Source organism: Marinitoga sp. 1154, assembly GCF_013363285.1.
Lineage (GTDB): Bacteria > Thermotogota > Thermotogae > Petrotogales > Petrotogaceae > Marinitoga.
In genome coordinates this window covers 67,669-85,370 of sequence record NZ_LBFB01000007.1, presented here as the reverse complement: position 1 = coordinate 85,370, position 17,702 = coordinate 67,669, and the positions used below count along the sequence as shown (strand labels likewise).

The 17,702-nt window shown below is 27.8% G+C and carries 19 protein-coding genes; 4 read left to right on the top strand and 15 right to left on the bottom strand.

Annotated elements, in window-relative coordinates:
• Nucleotides 1-9: 9 nt before the first annotated feature.
• The 12 genes from nusA to XO12_RS04970 all read right to left on the bottom strand — a co-directional run bounded on the left by nusA (nt 10) and on the right by XO12_RS04970 (nt 10,145).
• A complete protein-coding gene (gene nusA, locus XO12_RS05025; protein WP_047266157.1) occupies nt 10-1,035 on the bottom strand; it encodes a transcription termination factor NusA in 1,026 nt (341 codons plus the stop codon).
• A 15-nt stretch (nt 1,036-1,050) separates the two neighbouring features.
• Nucleotides 1,051-1,509 (bottom strand): ribosome maturation factor RimP, encoded by a 459-nt coding sequence (gene rimP / locus XO12_RS05020; RefSeq protein ID WP_175419784.1) that lies wholly within the window; start codon nt 1,507-1,509, stop codon nt 1,051-1,053.
• A gap of 103 nt (nt 1,510-1,612) precedes the next feature.
• Entirely contained in the window at nt 1,613-3,895 is a 2,283-nt protein-coding gene (gene dnaE / locus XO12_RS05015) for a DNA polymerase III subunit alpha (protein ID WP_175419783.1), read from the bottom strand.
• 258 nt (nt 3,896-4,153) lie between these two features.
• The gene (gene rpmB, locus XO12_RS05010; RefSeq protein WP_047266155.1) at nt 4,154-4,348 is read right to left on the bottom strand and encodes a 50S ribosomal protein L28; all 195 of its coding nucleotides are present in this window, start codon (nt 4,346-4,348) and stop codon (nt 4,154-4,156) included.
• Nucleotides 4,349-4,446: 98 nt separating this feature from the next.
• Nucleotides 4,447-5,961: a lysine--tRNA ligase gene (gene lysS, locus XO12_RS05005; RefSeq protein ID WP_175419782.1), complete on the bottom strand. Its 1,515-nt coding sequence runs from the start codon at nt 5,959-5,961 to the stop codon at nt 4,447-4,449.
• On the bottom strand, nt 5,948-6,448 hold the full coding sequence (gene greA, locus XO12_RS05000) for a transcription elongation factor GreA (protein ID WP_047266153.1): 501 nt from the start codon (nt 6,446-6,448) through the stop codon (nt 5,948-5,950). The genes lysS and greA overlap by 14 nt, the downstream gene beginning before the upstream one ends.
• Before the next feature lie 26 nt (nt 6,449-6,474).
• A complete protein-coding gene (gene nrdR / locus XO12_RS04995) occupies nt 6,475-6,933 on the bottom strand; it encodes a transcriptional regulator NrdR (RefSeq protein ID WP_047266152.1) in 459 nt (152 codons plus the stop codon).
• Nucleotides 6,930-7,850: a DNA-binding protein WhiA gene (whiA, locus tag XO12_RS04990; protein ID WP_254867683.1), complete on the bottom strand. Its 921-nt coding sequence runs from the start codon at nt 7,848-7,850 to the stop codon at nt 6,930-6,932. Before whiA ends, nrdR begins: the two co-directional genes overlap by 4 nt.
• A gap of 5 nt (nt 7,851-7,855) precedes the next feature.
• Nucleotides 7,856-8,728 (bottom strand): RNase adapter RapZ, encoded by an 873-nt coding sequence (gene rapZ / locus XO12_RS04985; protein ID WP_047266150.1) that lies wholly within the window; start codon nt 8,726-8,728, stop codon nt 7,856-7,858.
• On the bottom strand, nt 8,722-9,498 hold the full coding sequence (gene murI / locus XO12_RS04980; RefSeq protein WP_047266149.1) for a glutamate racemase: 777 nt from the start codon (nt 9,496-9,498) through the stop codon (nt 8,722-8,724). The genes rapZ and murI overlap by 7 nt, the downstream gene beginning before the upstream one ends.
• Nucleotides 9,499-9,516: 18 nt before the next feature.
• Complete coding sequence (locus XO12_RS04975) at nt 9,517-9,786, bottom strand: hypothetical protein (RefSeq protein WP_047266148.1); 270 nt, start codon at nt 9,784-9,786, stop codon at nt 9,517-9,519.
• Between the two features lie 20 nt (nt 9,787-9,806).
• Nucleotides 9,807-10,145, bottom strand: coding sequence for a hypothetical protein (locus XO12_RS04970; protein ID WP_047266147.1), 339 nt, complete (start codon nt 10,143-10,145; stop codon nt 9,807-9,809).
• Nucleotides 10,146-10,289: 144 nt separating this feature from the next.
• Between XO12_RS04970 and yajC the strand changes: the two genes are divergently transcribed.
• The 3 genes from yajC to secF are packed head-to-tail and all read left to right on the top strand — an operon-like array spanning nt 10,290 to nt 13,008.
• Nucleotides 10,290-10,670 (top strand): preprotein translocase subunit YajC, encoded by a 381-nt coding sequence (gene yajC / locus XO12_RS04965; protein ID WP_047266146.1) that lies wholly within the window; start codon nt 10,290-10,292, stop codon nt 10,668-10,670.
• A 20-nt stretch (nt 10,671-10,690) separates the two neighbouring features.
• Nucleotides 10,691-12,103, top strand: coding sequence for a protein translocase subunit SecD (gene secD / locus XO12_RS04960; protein ID WP_047266145.1), 1,413 nt, complete (start codon nt 10,691-10,693; stop codon nt 12,101-12,103).
• On the top strand, nt 12,100-13,008 hold the full coding sequence (secF, locus tag XO12_RS04955; RefSeq protein WP_175419780.1) for a protein translocase subunit SecF: 909 nt from the start codon (nt 12,100-12,102) through the stop codon (nt 13,006-13,008). Before secD ends, secF begins: the two co-directional genes overlap by 4 nt.
• 174 nt (nt 13,009-13,182) lie before the next feature.
• Here the strand turns inward: secF and XO12_RS04950 are convergent, their stop codons facing one another.
• A complete protein-coding gene (locus XO12_RS04950) occupies nt 13,183-14,379 on the bottom strand; it encodes a flagellin (protein ID WP_175419779.1) in 1,197 nt (398 codons plus the stop codon).
• 182 nt (nt 14,380-14,561) lie between these two features.
• On the opposite strand from XO12_RS04950, the gene XO12_RS04945 reads away from it, so the two are divergent.
• Entirely contained in the window at nt 14,562-15,332 is a 771-nt protein-coding gene (locus XO12_RS04945) for a carboxylesterase (protein WP_175419778.1), read from the top strand.
• A 30-nt stretch (nt 15,333-15,362) separates the two neighbouring features.
• On the opposite strand, the gene XO12_RS04940 is transcribed toward XO12_RS04945, so the two are convergent.
• Together XO12_RS04940 and XO12_RS04935 are read right to left on the bottom strand one after the other, a co-directional pair.
• Nucleotides 15,363-16,229 carry a hypothetical protein gene (locus XO12_RS04940; RefSeq protein ID WP_047266141.1) on the bottom strand — a complete coding sequence of 289 codons (867 nt, stop codon included), beginning with the start codon at nt 16,227-16,229 and terminating at the stop codon, nt 15,363-15,365.
• Between the two features lie 13 nt (nt 16,230-16,242).
• Nucleotides 16,243-17,655, bottom strand: coding sequence for an Rne/Rng family ribonuclease (locus XO12_RS04935; protein WP_175419777.1), 1,413 nt, complete (start codon nt 17,653-17,655; stop codon nt 16,243-16,245).
• Between the last annotated feature and the right edge of the window lie 47 nt (nt 17,656-17,702).

Sequence of the window (17,702 nt, the reverse complement as noted above, 5' to 3'; positions counted from 1 at the left end):
TTATTTAATTCAAACAGTGTGTATATCAATTTTCCACCCGGTAATCTTCGCCGCAGCACGAGCATTTTGGCCACCTTTACCTATTGCCAGAGATAATTGAGTTTCAGGGACATGAACCAAAGCTGTTTTATTTTTTTTGTCCAATTTAATTTTCAAAACCTGTGCAGGCGCCAGAGCATTTTTAATCAATTCTTCGACATTATCTGACCATCTAATAACATCTATTTTTTCCAGATTTTTCAAATCATCTAATATTTGGCTTATTCTTACACCATTTTCACCAATACATGCACCTACTGGATCAATTTTTGGATCTTCTGAATAAACTGCTATCTTACTCCTTATTCCGGGTTCTCTGTATATTTTTTTTATTTTTACTATACCATCTTCAATTTCAGGTATATTCATTTTGAACAATTCTTCCACAAATTCTGGTGCATTTCTTGTCACAAGAATTTTAGGCCCTTTTGTTGTTTTTTGAATGCTTTTAATGTAAACTTTTAAGATGTCTCCAGAATATAGAGTTTCATTAGGTATCCATTCTTTTTTTGGCAATTTTGTTTCTAATTTTCCAATCCTTATATCCGCATAATCATTTGTTACCAATAATACTTCTGCTGTGGTTATTTTACCCTCAAGTGGAGCATATTTATGATATAAATTTTCTTTTTCTATTTCTCTAATACTTTGCTTTATAACCTGTTTAGCTGTTTGTGCAGCTATTCTTTTAAATTCTTTTTTTGGATTTATTTTCTTTTTAACCACATCTCCCAATTGTGCTTTTGAACTTATTTTTTTGGCTTCCTCTAAAGCAATCTCTTCACCTTCTTTTTCAACATTTTCAACGACTTTAAGAAGTTGATATATTGAGATTTCTCCATGATTTTTGTCCACAATTACTTCAACATTTTCCATCTCATAATTATTTTTATAAGCTTTTTCTATTGCTTTTTCTATAATTTCTAAAAGAACCTCTTTTTTTATATCTTTTTCTCTTTCCAATTCTTCTAATGCTTCTATTAAAACCACATTCATATAATCACCTCCACTTTATAAGTCTATTTCTAAATTTGATCTAAGTATTTTTGTATAAGGAATATTTAAAAGTTTCCCACCATCTTTTTCTCTTATAAATATAGTATTATCCTCTATATTCTCGATATATCCTTTAACAACAGAACGATTTTCTATTCGTTCCTTTAAGATTATTTTAGCTAATTTTCCTCTAAATCGTATAAAATCATTTAAACTTCTTAATGGTCTATCCAATCCAGGAGAACTAACTATTAAATCATAAGAACTATCTATTATGTCTTTTTCATCAAGATATACCTCTATTTCTCTTGAAAACTTTTCACATTCGTCAATTCCAATATACCCATCTAACTTATCAATAATTATTTCTAATTTTAATTTTCTTCTGATTTTTTTCATTGAAACATCAAATATTTCAAGATTCATCCTTTTAGCAATTTCATTAGCTTTTTCTTTTATCAGGTCAATTTTCATAATAATACACCTCCTTATTAATAAAAGAGAGTTCGAGGGCGAAGCCCTCGAACATCTTAGATAATTTATTTCAATGCGATTATATCACATTTTTTTTATAAAATCAAGTGGAAATTGCAAAACCGAACGCATCTTTTTCGAATGCAATTATATCATTTCTGGAAGTTACTATATCTTTATCTTTTTTTCGTAAATTTTCCCCAAAAACACTGGAAAGAATTTTTTGTGATGAGTCGCTAGCATACATTTCTATTTCAGAAATTTTCCTTAATAATTTTCTTCTATTTTTATCAATATTATTAAACGCTCCTCCTTTAACCATCTGTTCTGTAATATTTCGTGTAATTCCTATGTTTTTAGTTCTTTTTATAAAATCTTCAAAGGATGTATATTTCCCATTCTTATTAATATCCTCAAAAATCCTTTTCTCTGCAAACTCACCAACACCTTTTATAGTTCTCAATGGAAGTATAACAACGCTTTTTTTAAATTTTCCTGATGGAAAATTTATATCAGGTAGTAATAAATTAATATTCATAAGTTTTATTTCATTATACAAATCAAAAGAAAATCCCTTATACTTTATATATTCAAGATAAAACCTTTCGGGATATAAACTTTTTATTTCAGCAATCCAATAACTCAAATGCGAATATGCTACACTATGAGATTTATTAAAAGCATATTGAGCAAAAATTTCTATTTTTTTGTATAATTCTTTTGCTTCCTTTTCTCCAATTTTTTTTGCAGCATTCGAAATAAATTTTTCTTTTAATGCTGTAACTTTTTTAATATCCTTTTTGGCAATAGCTTTTCTAAAATTATCAGATTCATGTGTTGCCAATCCGCCTAATTTTTGTGCCAGATACATTACCTGTTCTTGAAATATAATAACCCCTTTTGTTTCCGGTAGCATCTTTTTTAAATACTCTTTCGAACTTCCTTCTAAATACTCATCAAACATTCCTGAATTTAGAGGGCCTGGTCTATTTAATGCCAATAATATATATAATTCATTAAAATTTTTAGGTCTTAATTTTCTGGTTAATTTTTTTGCCAGATTCGATTCAAGTTGAAAAATCCCCTCCGTTAAACCCTTTGATATCATACTATATACGTTTTTATTGGATAAATTGAAAAATTTATCTTTAGAATAATGAAAGTTGAATTTTTTTAATAAAGATAGCGTATCTAAAGATAATAGGTCAAATTTTTCTATACCAATTAACTTTAGTTCGTCCATCTCCCATAATGTTGCAGGAATGTTTCTTGAAAAATCAAGTGGTATGATATCTTCGATGTTTTTATCTGACAAAATTACACCCGCAGCATGTACGGATTCAGCTGTTTCAATTCCTTCAAGATAAAAAGATAATGTATAAAAATCTTTTATTTCCGGTTTATTATATAATTTCATATTTTCTTTATCTCTTATTTTTTTTGTAAATTTATTTGAATAATCTATTCCCAAAATACTTTTGACTTTTTTAAAAACACTTTTACTTTTCATTCTTACATAAGTTCTAACCTGAGCAACTTTAAATTCTTTCGCCAAATTTTCAATAAGAACGTCTCTTTTTTCTGATTCAATATCAACATCAATATCGGGTAATTCCTGTCTTGATTCGTTTAAAAATCTTTCAAAATAAAGGTTGTATTTTACAGGATCTATTAATGTTATACCAAGCATATAAACAATTAAAGAACCTACGGCTGAACCTCTTCCAGGTCCTATTAATATTTTGGATTCTTTAGCAATATCGATTATCTTTTTTACAGTTAATATATAATCTGAAACATTTAGTTTTCTGATAATTTCTAATTCATATTTCAATCTATCCATGTAATTTTCCGGTATTTTTTTTATTATTGGTAGAATACTTTCATATAACTTTTTAAATCCTCCCATATTAGGAATGTTAACAAAAAATTTGGAAATATCATAATTAGTATCTATACTTAAAATATAATTATATAATTTATTATCAATATAATTTTCAATACTGTAATTTTTCCTTATATAATCACCATTAAGATTATTTATTAATTCTGAAAATCTTTTCGTTGGATATACTATTTTTCTTAAAATTTTTTTACTGGCGAAAAAATATAAATTATCTTTCATTCCATTATATATTCTTATAGCTTTTTTAAGATCTTCTGTATTTTTAAGTAATGCGACATTGTTTTTATATTCAAAAAATATTATAGGCTTTATCTTATACAAATTGCATGTATGTATGAAATCTATCCACGATTTTGGATGGTTTTCTAATATTGCAATAGATGAATAATTATATTTTTTTGCCAGTGGAACCAAATCTCTTATTTGAATATAAGATTGTCCAATTGTTTTAGAGGTTACAACAGGACCTAATATTTTCAAAATAATCACCTCATTAAATGCATACTCCATATAAAAAATAAATATTAAAATTTTCTTTTAGTAATATTTGTTAATATTTTACACATTCCAATTCTTTTATAATTCAATTTATATGATTTTCCGAACTGATTTCAATGCTATTATAACACAAAACCAGCTTGCTAATAGCAAGCTGGTCAAACATTGGTAAAATATTTCTAAAAAAAATCAATTTTAGGGATATAATAATAAAGTCTCGCAAATTGCGAGACTTTATTATTATATTGCTCTCTTTACTTTTCCAGCTTTTAAACAGCTCGTACAAACATTCATTCTTTTTATTGTTCCATCTTCTAAAACAACCTTAACTTTTTGAATATTTGGTTTCCACCATCTTCTTGTCGTTACTTTAGAATGAGCAACGCTATTGCCTGCTGTTGGTCTTTTCCCGCACACTTCACAAACTCTAGCCATTTTAATCAGCCTCCTATATATTTTATTATTTATTATATTTAATGTACCTTATATATTATATACATAAAGATGAATTTAATATTTAAATAAGGTTAATTTTATTCATCATTTTCAATTAATTTCTCTTCATCTTCAAATTTCATTGGCTTTACTATTGGATAAGCTATAACATCCCTTATTGTTTCCGCATTAGTAAGAAACATAACAAATCTATCTATGCCAATTCCAAGCCCGCCGGTTGGTGGCAACCCATATTCTAAAGCTCTAACAAAATCAAGATCCATCATCTGAGCTTCATCATCACCTTTTTCTTTTAATTCCACTTGCTTTTTGAATCTCTGTAATTGATCTACAGGGTCATTTAATTCACTAAATGCATTTGCTAATTCTCTGCCATATATGATTAATTCAAATCGTTCTGTAACTCTTGGGTCTTCTCTATGGCGTTTAGCCAATGGTGATATTTCAACAGGATGCTCCAAAACAAATGTTGGTTGAACTATTTTGTCTTCAACTAACGACCACAATTCATCTATATAATGTCCTTTATCTTCTACCTGAATATCCACCCCATTTTCTTTTAAAACCTCTATCATTCTTTCATCTGAATCCTCTAAAATATCAACTCCAAGATGTTCTTTTATGAAATCTCTCATCTTTACTCTTTTAAAAGGTGGTTTGAAATCAATTTCTACTCCTTGATAATTAATTTTTGTTGTACCATGTATTTTTTCTACAACATATGATAAAACATCTTCCGTAATTTTCATCATATCATTATAATCAGCATATGCTTGGTATAATTCCATCATCGTGAATTCTGGATTATGTTTATAAGAGACACCTTCATTTCTGAAATTCTTACCAATTTCAAATATTTTTTCCATTCCACCAACAACAAGTCTTTTTAAATATAGTTCGGGAGCTATCCTCAAATACATATCAACATCGTAAACATTTAAATGTGTTACAAATGGTCTTGCATTTGCACCACCTAAAATAGGATGCAATGTTGGTGTTTCTACCTCTATAAATCCCTTTGAAGATAAAAATTCCCTGATATATCTAATAGCTTTAAATCTTGTTACAAATGTTTTTAAACTCTCATCATTTGCTATCATATCAACATATCTCTGTCTGTATTTAACTTCTTTATCTTTTAGTCCATGCCATTTTTCAGGTAATGGTCTCAATGCTTTTGACAAAATTTCAAAATCCAATATTAATAAAGTTAATTCTCCTGTATGCGTCTTAAAAGGAAATCCTTCTATTCCAATCCAATCTCCAATATCCATATATTTTTTGAATTCATCAAATTTTCCGTCAGCAACTTTATCTTTTCTTATATATGCTTGTATTCTTCCTGTATCATCTTTTATTACTATAAAAGCAGATTTTCCATGCTTTCTAATTGACATTACTCTACCAGCAAACTTAAATATTTCATTTTCTAATAATTCCCCATCAGAAATATTGTTGTATTTTTCTTTTATCTCTTCAACTTTCATATCCTTTTCAAATTTGTAAGGATATGGATTCTTTCCTTCTTTTCTAATTTCTTCTATCAACTTTAATCTTTGCTCTCTTAAATCGCTCAAATCAAGCACCTCCATATTTTAATATAGCTAATATTTCAAGTTCTCTTTCTTTATTTGATGGTGTTTTAAACTTTATTTTATCACCAATTCTTTTCTTTAATAAAGCTTTTCCTAATGGAGATTCTGAACTAATCTTTTTAGGATTGGAAAATATGTCAGCTTCCTGTGAATTAACTATCTTATAGGTTTCTTCTATATTCTTTTTTAAATCTTTAACAATAACTGTATTCCCTAAATTAACTTCCTCATTATTGCTTTCAGATTCATCAATAACCTCTGCATTTTCCAATATATAATCAATTTCTTTTATTCTTGAATCAATCTTTCCCTGTTCATTTTTTGCTTCTTCATATTCACTATTTTCAGATAAATCACCTAATTCTCTTGCCTCTTTTATTCTTTCAGCGATTTCAGTCATTAATTTTTTCTTTAACGCTTCTTTTTCTTTTATTAAATTTTCATAACCTTCTTTTGTAAGTTGTATCTTTTCACCTGGTACCATATTTTAAACCTCCTTGAATTTCTTCTTCAATTTTCTTTTTTCTTTAAATCATTTATTATTTTTATAAAATGGTTTAAATCTCCGAATTCTTTATATACTGAAGCAAATCTAACATAGGCAACATGATCAAGCTCTTTTAATTTATTCATAATTATATCACCTATTTTTCTGCTTTCTATTTCTGAAGTTCCCATTTTTCTCACAATCTCTTCAATTTCTGCAACCAGATTTTCAATTTGCTCATAACTTATAGCTCTTTTATGGCAGGCTTTAATTAATCCATTTAATACTTTTTGTCTGTCGAATATTTCTCTTTGACCATTTTTTTTAATAACAAAAATTTTATGCATTTCGTATCTTTCATATGTTGTAAATCTACTACCACATTTCAAACATTCCCGTCTTCTTCGAGTCACAGTACCTTCAGCAATTGTTCTTGAATCCAATACTCTCGTTTCATCGTGCCCACAATATGGACATTTCATGAATATCCACCTCTTTTTATATTATTGGCTAATTTTTCCAATTTTTTTATTTTATAATATAACGAAGATTTTGATATATTCAACGATTCAGCCATTTCGCTTAAACTATCACTTTCATTTTCCAATCTGTATAATGCTATTTGTTTCAATTCATCTGGCAACTCATCAAACAATCCATTTTCTAAAAGGATATTAATACTTTCAATTTGTTTTGAAGCACTTTCTGCAGTTTTAGTCGCATTTGCAGAAATAAAATTAAACGTCCGCGACACATTACTTTTCAATTCGCGAACTTTTATAATATTTGATATTTTTTCCACAGAATCATGAGCTCCAATTAATTCAAGCACATTTAAAATATCTCTGGAAGATTTTATGTATATTTTTATTTTATTATTTTTTGTTATATAATTGGCTTTAATTCCTATAAGATTATGTAAATTTTTTATTATTTTTTGCGCAAAAAAATCCGTAAAATCAGAAAAAATTTCAAAATGGTAATTTTTGGTAATTGAAACCGACCCACAACTTAAAAACAAACCTCGCATAAAAATACCAAATAAATATGGGTCATTATAAATATATTTCGGGATATCATCAGAAAAAATATCTATATTTTTTTCTTCAAAAACTATTTTTGCATGCATTAAATTAAAATAAAGTTCTCCCATTCTTCCTAATTTTAACCTTTTTTCAATTTTTATATAAGTTGTTATCCATTCCTCAAATAATTCTTTAGAAATCTTATATACCCTTTTCAGAGTATTCATTGATGAAACAGATAATTTTAAAAAATGTTGATCTCCATTTATAACAAAACTTCCCTTTCCTTTTATAAAACCAAATAATTCTACTTCAGGATAATCAATTTTTGTATTAACCAATTCTAATTTAACATTTTCTGAAAAAACTGACATTTCTATCACCTGTCAATATCTCTATGAAAAATAGATACATTTAGATTATTATCTTTTAGCAAGGTATAAATCTTTTCTGCTACATAAACAGATCTATGACGACCACCTGTACAACCTATTCCAATATTAATAGAAACTCTACCTGTTGATGAATACCATTTTTGAATTTTTAATATCAACTCAAAGATGGATTTTACAGTATCCTTTGATTCTTCAAAATGCTCTAAATAGTTTATAATATCTTTATCTTTTCCAGTTTGAATAAATAATTCTTTTATATAATAAGGATTGGGTAAAAACCTTACATCAAACAAATAATCTAAATCATTTGGAACAGAATATTTAAAACCAAAACTAATTATTTTTATTTTTGTGTCATTTTCTTTATTTTCTTCTAAAATTTCAAAAATTTTTTCTCTGAATTTTAAAGGTTCAAGATTTGTAGTATCTATAATAATATCTGAAATTTCCTTTATAGGTGTCATTAATTCAACTTCTTTATCTATAGCTTTTTCCAAAGAATTATTTTCATTTTGTAAAGGATGGGAACGTCTTGATTTCAAAAATCTAATCTTTATAGTTTCTACAGAAGAATCTAAAAACATAACTTTAAATTCATTATCTCCTTTTTTAAATGTCTTTCTAATCTTTATTATTTCATCTTTTAATCTTTTCGGATCTTTCCATCTAATATCACTAACAAAAGCAATATTTTCTATATCTGAACTTTTTAAAATCATAATTAGAAATTCTTTAATTAAATGCGGTGGAATATTATCTATAGTATAAAAGTTAATATCTTCTAAAATCTTTAATATTGTCGTTTTTCCAGCTCCAGATAACCCTGTAATTAATAAAATTTTTCTTTTCTTCACCATAAAACCACTTCACTTTCATCAAAAGCAAGAGATAAATATTTAACTTTATAATTCTTACGTAAAATTCTCTCTGAATTATATATGAATTTGGGTAAATTACCTGAAACAAAAAAAGTAATTTCTGGAGATGATTCATTAATTGGTATATAATTTTTTAATGAATCCACAATTCCGTTAGCAGGGTCTACTATCTCACCTTTTACCGCTTTTTTTATATGTTTTTCCAAAATCGGATAATGAGTGCAACCCAGAATAATTTTGTCATATTTTTTTTGTTTCCTCAAATAAAAGTTTACAATTGATTCTGCTATTGGTCCGTGCCATATTCCTTCTTCAATCAACGGTACAAATAAAGGACAGGCTATTTCACTTAATTTCACTCTTTTAGAAGCTAAAAGTTCTCTATAAGTTCCTGTTTTAACGGTGTTCTCGGTAGCCAATAGTAAAACCCTTTCATTCACATTTATCTGTTGAACAGCATTTTCCAATATACTGATATATTTGAATTTATAAACAGACATATCTATATAATTTCTTAAAATTATTGAATCAGAAGTATTGCATGCAGCAACAACAATGTCTATTCCGAGCTCATCGTAAAATCGAAATAGACTTTTCAAAATTGATACAATTTTTTTTATTGGTTTCGAGCCATAAGGTACATTCATGGTATCCCCGAAATAAAAATACTGGTGGCCTTTAAAGGTCTTGACCACCTTTTTCAATACGGTTAATCCACCTATACCTGAATCGAAAAAACCTATTTTCATAATTTACACACCACCAAACTACACTTTATTATGGGAGACAAAAGAGACTTTATCTATTAAATCTTTTAATCCGTTTTTTAATTCTAATTTTTCCAGATTTTCATTTAATAATAAAAACAACAGGATATGAACAAGATCAGGATTGTTCATTTTAGAATATATATCTTCAACATTCTTTTTTATGTTTTCTAAAATTTCATTTACAATTTCTTCAGGTTCATCTGTAATAAAATCGTATTTTTTTCCCATTAAATCAAAATATATATGTTTTTGTCCCTTGTCTCCCATAAAACTTCACCACCTGAAAATCACCATTTAGGTTCTTCTTGCGAATATGTTTCAGTAACAGATTCGTTACTAATAGATTCTTCTTGAGTTTCAAATAAATTTCCTTCAGAAGAATTGTCTTCGCCAAGGATTTCTTTTAATTTATAATTGATATCCTTGATATATTTTTCCATATCTTCTTCGTTTTTCTTTAATTCTTCAAGTTGGTTTTTTAATGCATCTCTTTCTCTTGAAAGATTTTCATATTCTGCATACAATTCTTCATTTTCTTTTTTTAAAGCCTCTTTTTCTTCTTTGAGTCTGTTGTACTTCTCAGTTAAATTGTTTATAATGTTTTCAAGTTCTTTTAAAAGTTCCATATTCATACCCCCTTGATCGTTATTCAATATTTTTTTCCACAAAAATATTAAATTTCCCTCTTTATTATATCATAAAAATTTCCATAAATCACGAATCTGTGTTATAATATTCTAAGAAAAATTTTATTCGGAGGTGAAGTTATTATGAATTTTTATAGTATAACAAATTTTTTATTTTTTGGTCCACCTGAAGCGGCAGCTCCTCAAACCACTACAGGAAGCGCTGCAACAACAGCTTCAGGAGGTATTTTTGGAATATTATTTCCGTTTGTATTAATTTTTGGTTTAATGTATTTTTTAATAATAATGCCACAAAAAAGGCAGGAAAAAAAGCATAGAGATATGCTCTCAAAACTAAAAAAGGATGATAAAATCTTAACCCAATCAGGGATTATAGGAAAAATAGTGAATATTAATAATGATTTTGTCAGAATTAGAACTGCTGATAAAACAGAGTTGGATATTACCAAAAGTTCAATAGTTGCTATTTTATCTAAATCCAACAAAGAAGAAAATAAAAAGTAATATTCAAGGGGGTTGGTTTTGTGAAAGCACACAAAGTTAGAGTAATTATTTCTGTAGTAGTTATACTAACCGCATTATTGCTATTTTTTTGGCCATCAAAAACTGCAAGTGAAAATACTGGAATTTTTAAGTTCTTTTCGAACATTAAGCTTGGCCTGGATATCAAAGGCGGTAGTATGTTGGAATATAATATGAAACTTGATGAAGGTACAGATCCAAATGAAATTATAGATAATGTTATTCTTGTATTGAGAAAAAGATTAGATGCTGCAGGATACACTGAAGCAGTTGTATCAAAAATTGTTAGTGGAAATAAAATCAGAGTTCGTGTCGAAATACCTGGAATTACAGATATTGAAACTGCCGAAAAATTAATCGGAAGTAGAGGAAAACTCTTTTTCGCAGAAGTCGTTGATATACAAACATCCGATATAAAACCAGAAGTTAAAAGAAATAAATATGTGGTTATAAATGGAAAAAATGAACCTTTATATGATTATGTCAGAGATATGTATGATGAAACAACATGGTATAAAGTAAAAAAATATTTTACTTTCGGTAAAGAACCTTTTGAATTTACAGGAACAGAAGTAATAGATGCTAATGCTGATATAAACACAAGGGAAAAAGGATTTTTAGTTAATCTTAGGTTTAGCTCACAGGGAAGTAAAAAATTCGAATTAATAACTGGTAATTTGATTGGAAAAAGATTAGCTATTATTTTAGACAATAGAGTTATTATCGCTCCAACAGTTAATCAAAAAATCACAAGTAGCGCAGCTGAAATAACTGGTATTCAAACTATCGAAGAAGCACGAAATGTTGCTGCATTAATCAAAGCTGGTAATTTACCTGTCGATCTGGTTAAATTCCAGGAAAGAACAACAGGACCAACTTTAGGAAGAGATGTTGTTGAAACTATTGTAAAAGCCGGCTTGTTAGGATTGGTTGTTGTTATGATTTATATGATTATTTTCTATGGTTGGATGGGTGTAGTAGCAGATATTGCATTATTATTTAATTCAACTTTACTTCTTGGAGTATTGGCGGGAACACATGCGATTTTAACCTTACCTGGTCTAGCTGGTATTATTTTAACTTTTGGTACAACGGTTGATGGTAATGTTATTATTTATGAAAGGATAAAAGAAGAATTAAGACATGGTAGGCCTCCTTTAACAGCCGTTAGATTTGGTTTTGATAAAGCATTCTGGACACTTTTTGATGCGAATCTGACAACCGTATTAGCGGGTGTTGTATTATATTACTTCGCAACAGGTACAGTAAGAGGTTTTGCAATAACATTGATTATAGGTGTTTTAGGAAGTATGTTTACAAATTTAGTTGTATCAAGGGCTATTCTTGAGTCCACAAGTCATCTAGTCAATGTTAAAAAATATCAAAAAGTGGCTGTTGAGGAGGGGAAAAAATGATCGATTTTGTAGGTAAAAGAAAGTTTTTTATATTACTTTCATTATTGTTGGTAATTACAAGCTTGATTTTTGTTTTTACAAAAGGTTTTAATCTTGGTGTTGATTTTGCAGGCGGAACAGAATTTGTAATTTCTTCAGATAAAGAAGTAAGTATAAATGAAATTAGAAATATATTGAGCTCTATAAAATCCGATTATGCAACAGCAAAAATTGCAAAACTTAAAAATTTGAATGTTGAAAATTCTAAATTATTTCAATATTCTGTTGTTTTAAAAGAATCGTTATCCGGATCAACTGCTTTAAAAGAAAATTTAATTAATTCAATGAAAGAAAATTTTTCTGAAAAAAATATAAAAATAAACTTTTTAGAATTTAACGATGTTTCAGGTTATGCTGCTGAAGAAATAAAATCATATGCATGGTATGCTGTTATTATTTCATTAGTTTTATTATTAGCTTATATTACATTAAGGTTTAAATTTTCATTTGGTGTTGGTGCTATCTTAGCTTTAGCTCATGACATAATAATTACAATGGGATTTTACTCTATATTTAATATTGAAATAAATGTAGCGGCTATTGCTGCATTTTTGACTCTTGCTGGATATTCATTAAATGATACTATAGTTGTATATGATAAAATAAGAGAAAATATGAAAAAATTAAGAGGCAAGAAAAGTATAGAAGAAATTGTTAATACCAGTATCAATGAAGTTATAGTTAGATCAATTAATACATCATTTACAACATTTCTTGTAGTATTGCCAATTTTAATCTGGGGTGGAAAAGCCATAGCTCCATTTGCTTTCGGTTTAGCTGTGGGTGTTGTTGTTGGAACTTATTCCTCACTTTATATTGCAAGTCCAATTGTTATTGGCTGGATAAAAAAGACAAAAGTTTATTAATAAAAATTCCCTCTTTTGAGGGAATTTTTATTATTTTTCAAAAAATAATTAGTAAAGATAATAATAAATATAAAATCAATTCTTTAACATACCTTATTTTTGTAGTAGAAAAATCTTTTTTATTATACATTGTCAATTAATAAAAAGAGGGCATAGCCCTCTTTTTATTTTATATTATCTTAATAATTGTAATACCTGTTGAGGTAACTGATTTGCCTGAGATAACATTGCAGTACCAGATTGCATAAGTATTTGTTGTCTTGTATAATCTGCCATAACCTTTGCCATATCTGCGTCTCTAATTCTTGATTCTGCAGCAGTTAAGTTTTCAGAAGCTACACCTAAGTTCTTAATTGTATGTTCAAGCCTGTTCTGTGCAGCACCTAACTTAGATCTAAATGCAGATACTTTATATACCGCAGCATCTATAGCACTTATTGCAAACTCAGCATTACTTTGAGAATCTATTTTAACTACTGATGTAATACCAATATCATCTGCCTTCATACTTTCAAAACCAAGATTTATAACCTGTCCTTCATTTGCTCCTATATGATAATTTAATGGATTTACACCACTAGAACCTGCAGTAACAGCTCCAAACACTGCAACAGCTCCACCATCAACTTTTGTACCACTTGCTAAAGTTCCACCATAATCACTAATGTCGGCTAACTGATTTCCATCCCAAGAAATTTTAACACTACCGGCTCCAACATTAAGAACTACACTATTAGCAGCTTTTCCTGCCGCGCTTGTAACAAGAGAAGTACTCTTCCCGCCAGCAGTAATTATTGTTAATTTAATGTCAATATCTGAACTAGCCCCACCACTAAATTGTCCTACTTCAATAATAATATTAGCATCAGTATAAGTAGTTGATTCAAGACTTGTTGAAAAATGAGCTGAACCTGGAGATACTAATTTAGCTTCTGCATCTCTTGTTTCTTTTAATGAACCATCCAATAAATTCTTTGTGTTAAATTGTGTTGTCTTTGCTATTCTGTTGATTTCATCTCTTAATTCTGTGAATTCATTTTGCAGTTGAACTCTGTCTGCATCTGTGTTTGTATCTGTTGATGATTGAACAGCAAGCTCTCTCATACGCTTTAATATAGAATGTATTTCATCCATTCCACCTTCTGCTGTTTGAATCATCGAAATTGCATCTTGAGCATTTCTAACTGCTGTATCAAGACCTTTAATCTGATTTCTCATTTTTTCCGAAATTGCCAATCCTGCTGCATCATCTGCTGCTCTGTTAATTCTTAACCCTGAAGAAAGTTTTTCTAAAGATTTTCCCATCTCACCTTTAACAGTGTTAAGCGTTCTCCATGCATTTAAAGCTTCCATGTTGTGATAAATCCTCATAATTCCACCTCCATGTGAAATATTATTTGTTTTCAACCATTATTTATTTCGACTGTTTTTTTATATACTTTAATTATTAATTAAAAATAATCAAATCCTTTCAATTTATATATCGTTCATTATTTTAAAAACTTTAGAAAAATGGTATAATAAATACAAAGTGTTGTGAATGGGGGTGTTTTATGTTTCTGGATAATATATCTAAAGATACTGAAATTTTATGTTCTGACTTTAATTCTATATTTTTAAAAGGTAGCGATATAGCGGTGTTAATAATACACGGTTTTACCGGTTCACCTCACAATATGCAATATATTGGAAAAAGATTAAATAAAGCCGGTTATACTGTATATATTCCAAGATTACCAGGACATGGGACAAATTCAACTGATTTCCTCAATAGTACATGGAGAGATTGGTTAAGGCGAGTAGTTGATTCATATATTGAATTAAAAACAACATATAAAAAAGTGTATGTTTTGGGATTATCCATGGGAGGAGTATTAACCCTATTATTGGCTTCACAATTTACTCCAGAAAAAATAGTATTGGCAGCCCCAGCAATAGAAGCTACAGATTGGAGATTAAAGCTAACTCCAATAATAAAATTATTCACAAAGAAAATCAAAAGAAAAAAAAGAGAGGTATATAACGATGATTGTCTGAAAAAATTAACTAAAGAATATTGGACTTATAATTTTCCTTCGAAAGGTGCTGATTTGTATAAATTACAAAAGTTAGCTAAAAAGAGGATGAATAAAGTAAAAAGTGACACTTTAATAATTGTCTCAAAAAAAGACAATACTGTTCCATTAAAGGTTAAAGATATAATAAAAAACAATATAAATTCTGATATTGTAAAGACAATAATTCTTGAAGAAAGCGGTCATGTCGTTGTAGATGATGTTGAAAAAGAAGTAGTAGCTAATGAAGTAATCAAATTTTTTATTTAAAATTTATTTAAAATAAGAGGGATTTCCCTCTTATTTTAATTTATAATATTCTTCAAATAATTGTATTTTTGAAATCATTTTCCCCTTATTTTCTAAGGCATATGAATAAGCAATATTTCCTAAAAGCAAAACATCTTTTAATGATTTACCATCAAAAAGAGAACTGATAACAATACTTTTAAATGCACATTTTGCTTCAAACAAAAATTCTTTTTTTTGTGAAAAAGGTATAATTTCCCATGATTCTTCTGAAAATTCAAATTTTATTTTTCCATCTTTTTTAAATGTTACTTTATATAAATAATGTATATTATCTGTAAGTTTTATATTTTCATTTGTAAAAATAAAGTCTCCAAATATTTCTTTTTTTTCTGGAACAATCAAGCTTTCTTCAAAATCAAGAAATAAAAATTTACCCATTAATTTAATATTTCTGACTATATTTGTATCCCAATTTTGCAATATTAAATAAACACTCTTTACTTCTTTATATATATCAGCAAGTATATTTATAGAAGAATTGTAATCCAATTTTTCTATATTTCTAAAATCTTTATATACCAATTCTTCACCTTTATCTAAAATTTTTAAAACTCGTTTAGTTCCATAAGGTTGCCTTGAAAAAAAAAGATTTATTTCATTTTGTTCAAAATATCTGTTTATTAATTCTAAAAATTCATCATTCCCCAAAAAGTCAAAAATTACTGGATACAAACCTATTTTTTTTAAATGAATAGCTATTTTAGTTCCAATTCCATTCACAACTAAAGATATATGGGGAATATTCAGAATACTTTTTATAAATATTTCAATTCCACCTACAATTAATATATCATGATTTTTTTCTATTTCGAATATGGGAATCATTTTTTCTTTTATCTGAAATTGAATTCTCATAAAATTTCCTCCACTATTTTCTGTATCTGATGTTATACGAATTAGGATCATTCCAATTAAAATCAATATCTAAAATTATATTAAATTTTTTTTCTATTTCTTTTTTCTTTTCTTTTGTAAAATATCCGGAAAGATTATGATATACACTTATATAAACTTCTTTTATATTATGTTTCTTTTTCAAGTCATATAACGATTCCTCTAACTCCTTTAGAGCTTTTCTAAAAACGATTCTTGGAGACGCAATTTTCCCTGTTCCCTGACAAACTGGACATTGAGTAAATAACAAAGCATCTATAGAAGGAGTGGTTCTCTTTCTGGAGAGCTCTAATAGTCCTAATCTGGTAAATCCAGAAATAGAAATTCTCGCTTTATCTTTTAATGTTTCTTCTCTAAATATATTTATTATTTCTTCTTTATGATAATTATCTTTCATATCTATAAAATCAATAAGTATTATACCTGCTATATTTCTAAGTCTAAGTTGTCTCGCGATTTCTTTTGCAGCTTCCAAATTCGTCTTAAATGAAGTATTTTCAACATTTTTTTCTAAAACATTACCTGCTGAATCAACATCAAACACTGTAAGAGCCTCTGTTTTATCAATAGTAATAATGCCACCACTTGGAAGTTCAATTTTCCGCGAAAAAAGATCATCCAATTGATTATAAATATCCGCCCATGCAAATGCATCTATATCAACTTTTCTAACTTTCAAATTAAAATATTCATTTTTTAAATTATTAAATTCTTTAAATAATTTAATATCATCAGTTATTATTTCATATGTATTGTTATTGAGTTTTTCCCTCAATATATACTGAATAAAGTCTTCATCTTCATATAATAACATGGGTTTATTATACTTCTTCACATCATTGAGTATATTTTTCCATATCTTTTTTAAATTAATGAATTCATTTTTTATAGTTTCAAAATCCACATTTTCACAATTTGTTCTAAATATTATCCCTTCCCTTTCTGTTTCGATTAATATTTCTCCAATTTCTCTCAGTCTATCTTTTTCATTTGATGAATATATTTTTTTTGAAATGCCTATGCTATTTTCGCCAAACGGCATATATACAATATATCTTCCTGGTATATCTATTCTCATAGTTAATTGAGGACCTTTTCTGGAATTTCCATCTTTTTTTACCTGTACAATAATGAAAGAACCTCTTCGTAGAGAATTCGGATCAATTGTTGTATCCTTAAATCTTAAAAAACCATTTTTTTTAGTTCCTATATTAACAAAAAAAGACTCTAAAGCAGGAACTACATTTTCAATTCTACCTAAAAAAATCTTTCCGGATAATTTTCCAGCTTCTAAATCCTCGAAAAATATTTCCATTAATTTATTATCTTCCAGCACTGCCACGCGTATTTCTTCAGAATATGTGCTAAATACAAGAGATTTTTTCACAATATCACCCACATAAAATTTTTTTCATTATATTATATCACAAAATT

Excerpts from the sequence above, each read along its gene's own strand:
- XO12_RS04975 (WP_047266148.1), bottom strand. The coding sequence starts at position 9,786 with ATGGGAGACAAGGGACAAAAACATATATATTTTGATTTAATGGGAAAA.
- XO12_RS04940 (WP_047266141.1), bottom strand. The coding sequence starts at position 16,229 with ATGAGAATTCAATTTCAGATAAAAGAAAAAATGATTCCCATATTCGAA.
- yajC (WP_047266146.1), top strand. The coding sequence starts at position 10,290 with ATGAATTTTTATAGTATAACAAATTTTTTATTTTTTGGTCCACCTGAA.
- rimP (WP_175419784.1), bottom strand. The coding sequence starts at position 1,509 with ATGAAAATTGACCTGATAAAAGAAAAAGCTAATGAAATTGCTAAAAGG.
- rapZ (WP_047266150.1), bottom strand. The coding sequence starts at position 8,728 with ATGGTGAAGAAAAGAAAAATTTTATTAATTACAGGGTTATCTGGAGCT.
- XO12_RS04945 (WP_175419778.1), top strand. The coding sequence starts at position 14,562 with ATGTTTCTGGATAATATATCTAAAGATACTGAAATTTTATGTTCTGAC.
- murI (WP_047266149.1), bottom strand. The coding sequence starts at position 9,498 with ATGAAAATAGGTTTTTTCGATTCAGGTATAGGTGGATTAACCGTATTG.
- nrdR (WP_047266152.1), bottom strand. The coding sequence starts at position 6,933 with ATGAAATGTCCATATTGTGGGCACGATGAAACGAGAGTATTGGATTCA.
- nusA (WP_047266157.1), bottom strand. The coding sequence starts at position 1,035 with ATGAATGTGGTTTTAATAGAAGCATTAGAAGAATTGGAAAGAGAAAAA.
- XO12_RS04970 (WP_047266147.1), bottom strand. The coding sequence starts at position 10,145 with ATGGAACTTTTAAAAGAACTTGAAAACATTATAAACAATTTAACTGAG.
- secF (WP_175419780.1), top strand. The coding sequence starts at position 12,100 with ATGATCGATTTTGTAGGTAAAAGAAAGTTTTTTATATTACTTTCATTA.
- rpmB (WP_047266155.1), bottom strand. The coding sequence starts at position 4,348 with ATGGCTAGAGTTTGTGAAGTGTGCGGGAAAAGACCAACAGCAGGCAAT.
- whiA (WP_254867683.1), bottom strand. The coding sequence starts at position 7,850 with ATGTCAGTTTTTTCAGAAAATGTTAAATTAGAATTGGTTAATACAAAA.
- lysS (WP_175419782.1), bottom strand. The coding sequence starts at position 5,961 with ATGGAGGTGCTTGATTTGAGCGATTTAAGAGAGCAAAGATTAAAGTTG.
- XO12_RS04950 (WP_175419779.1), bottom strand. The coding sequence starts at position 14,379 with ATGAGGATTTATCACAACATGGAAGCTTTAAATGCATGGAGAACGCTT.
- greA (WP_047266153.1), bottom strand. The coding sequence starts at position 6,448 with ATGGTACCAGGTGAAAAGATACAACTTACAAAAGAAGGTTATGAAAAT.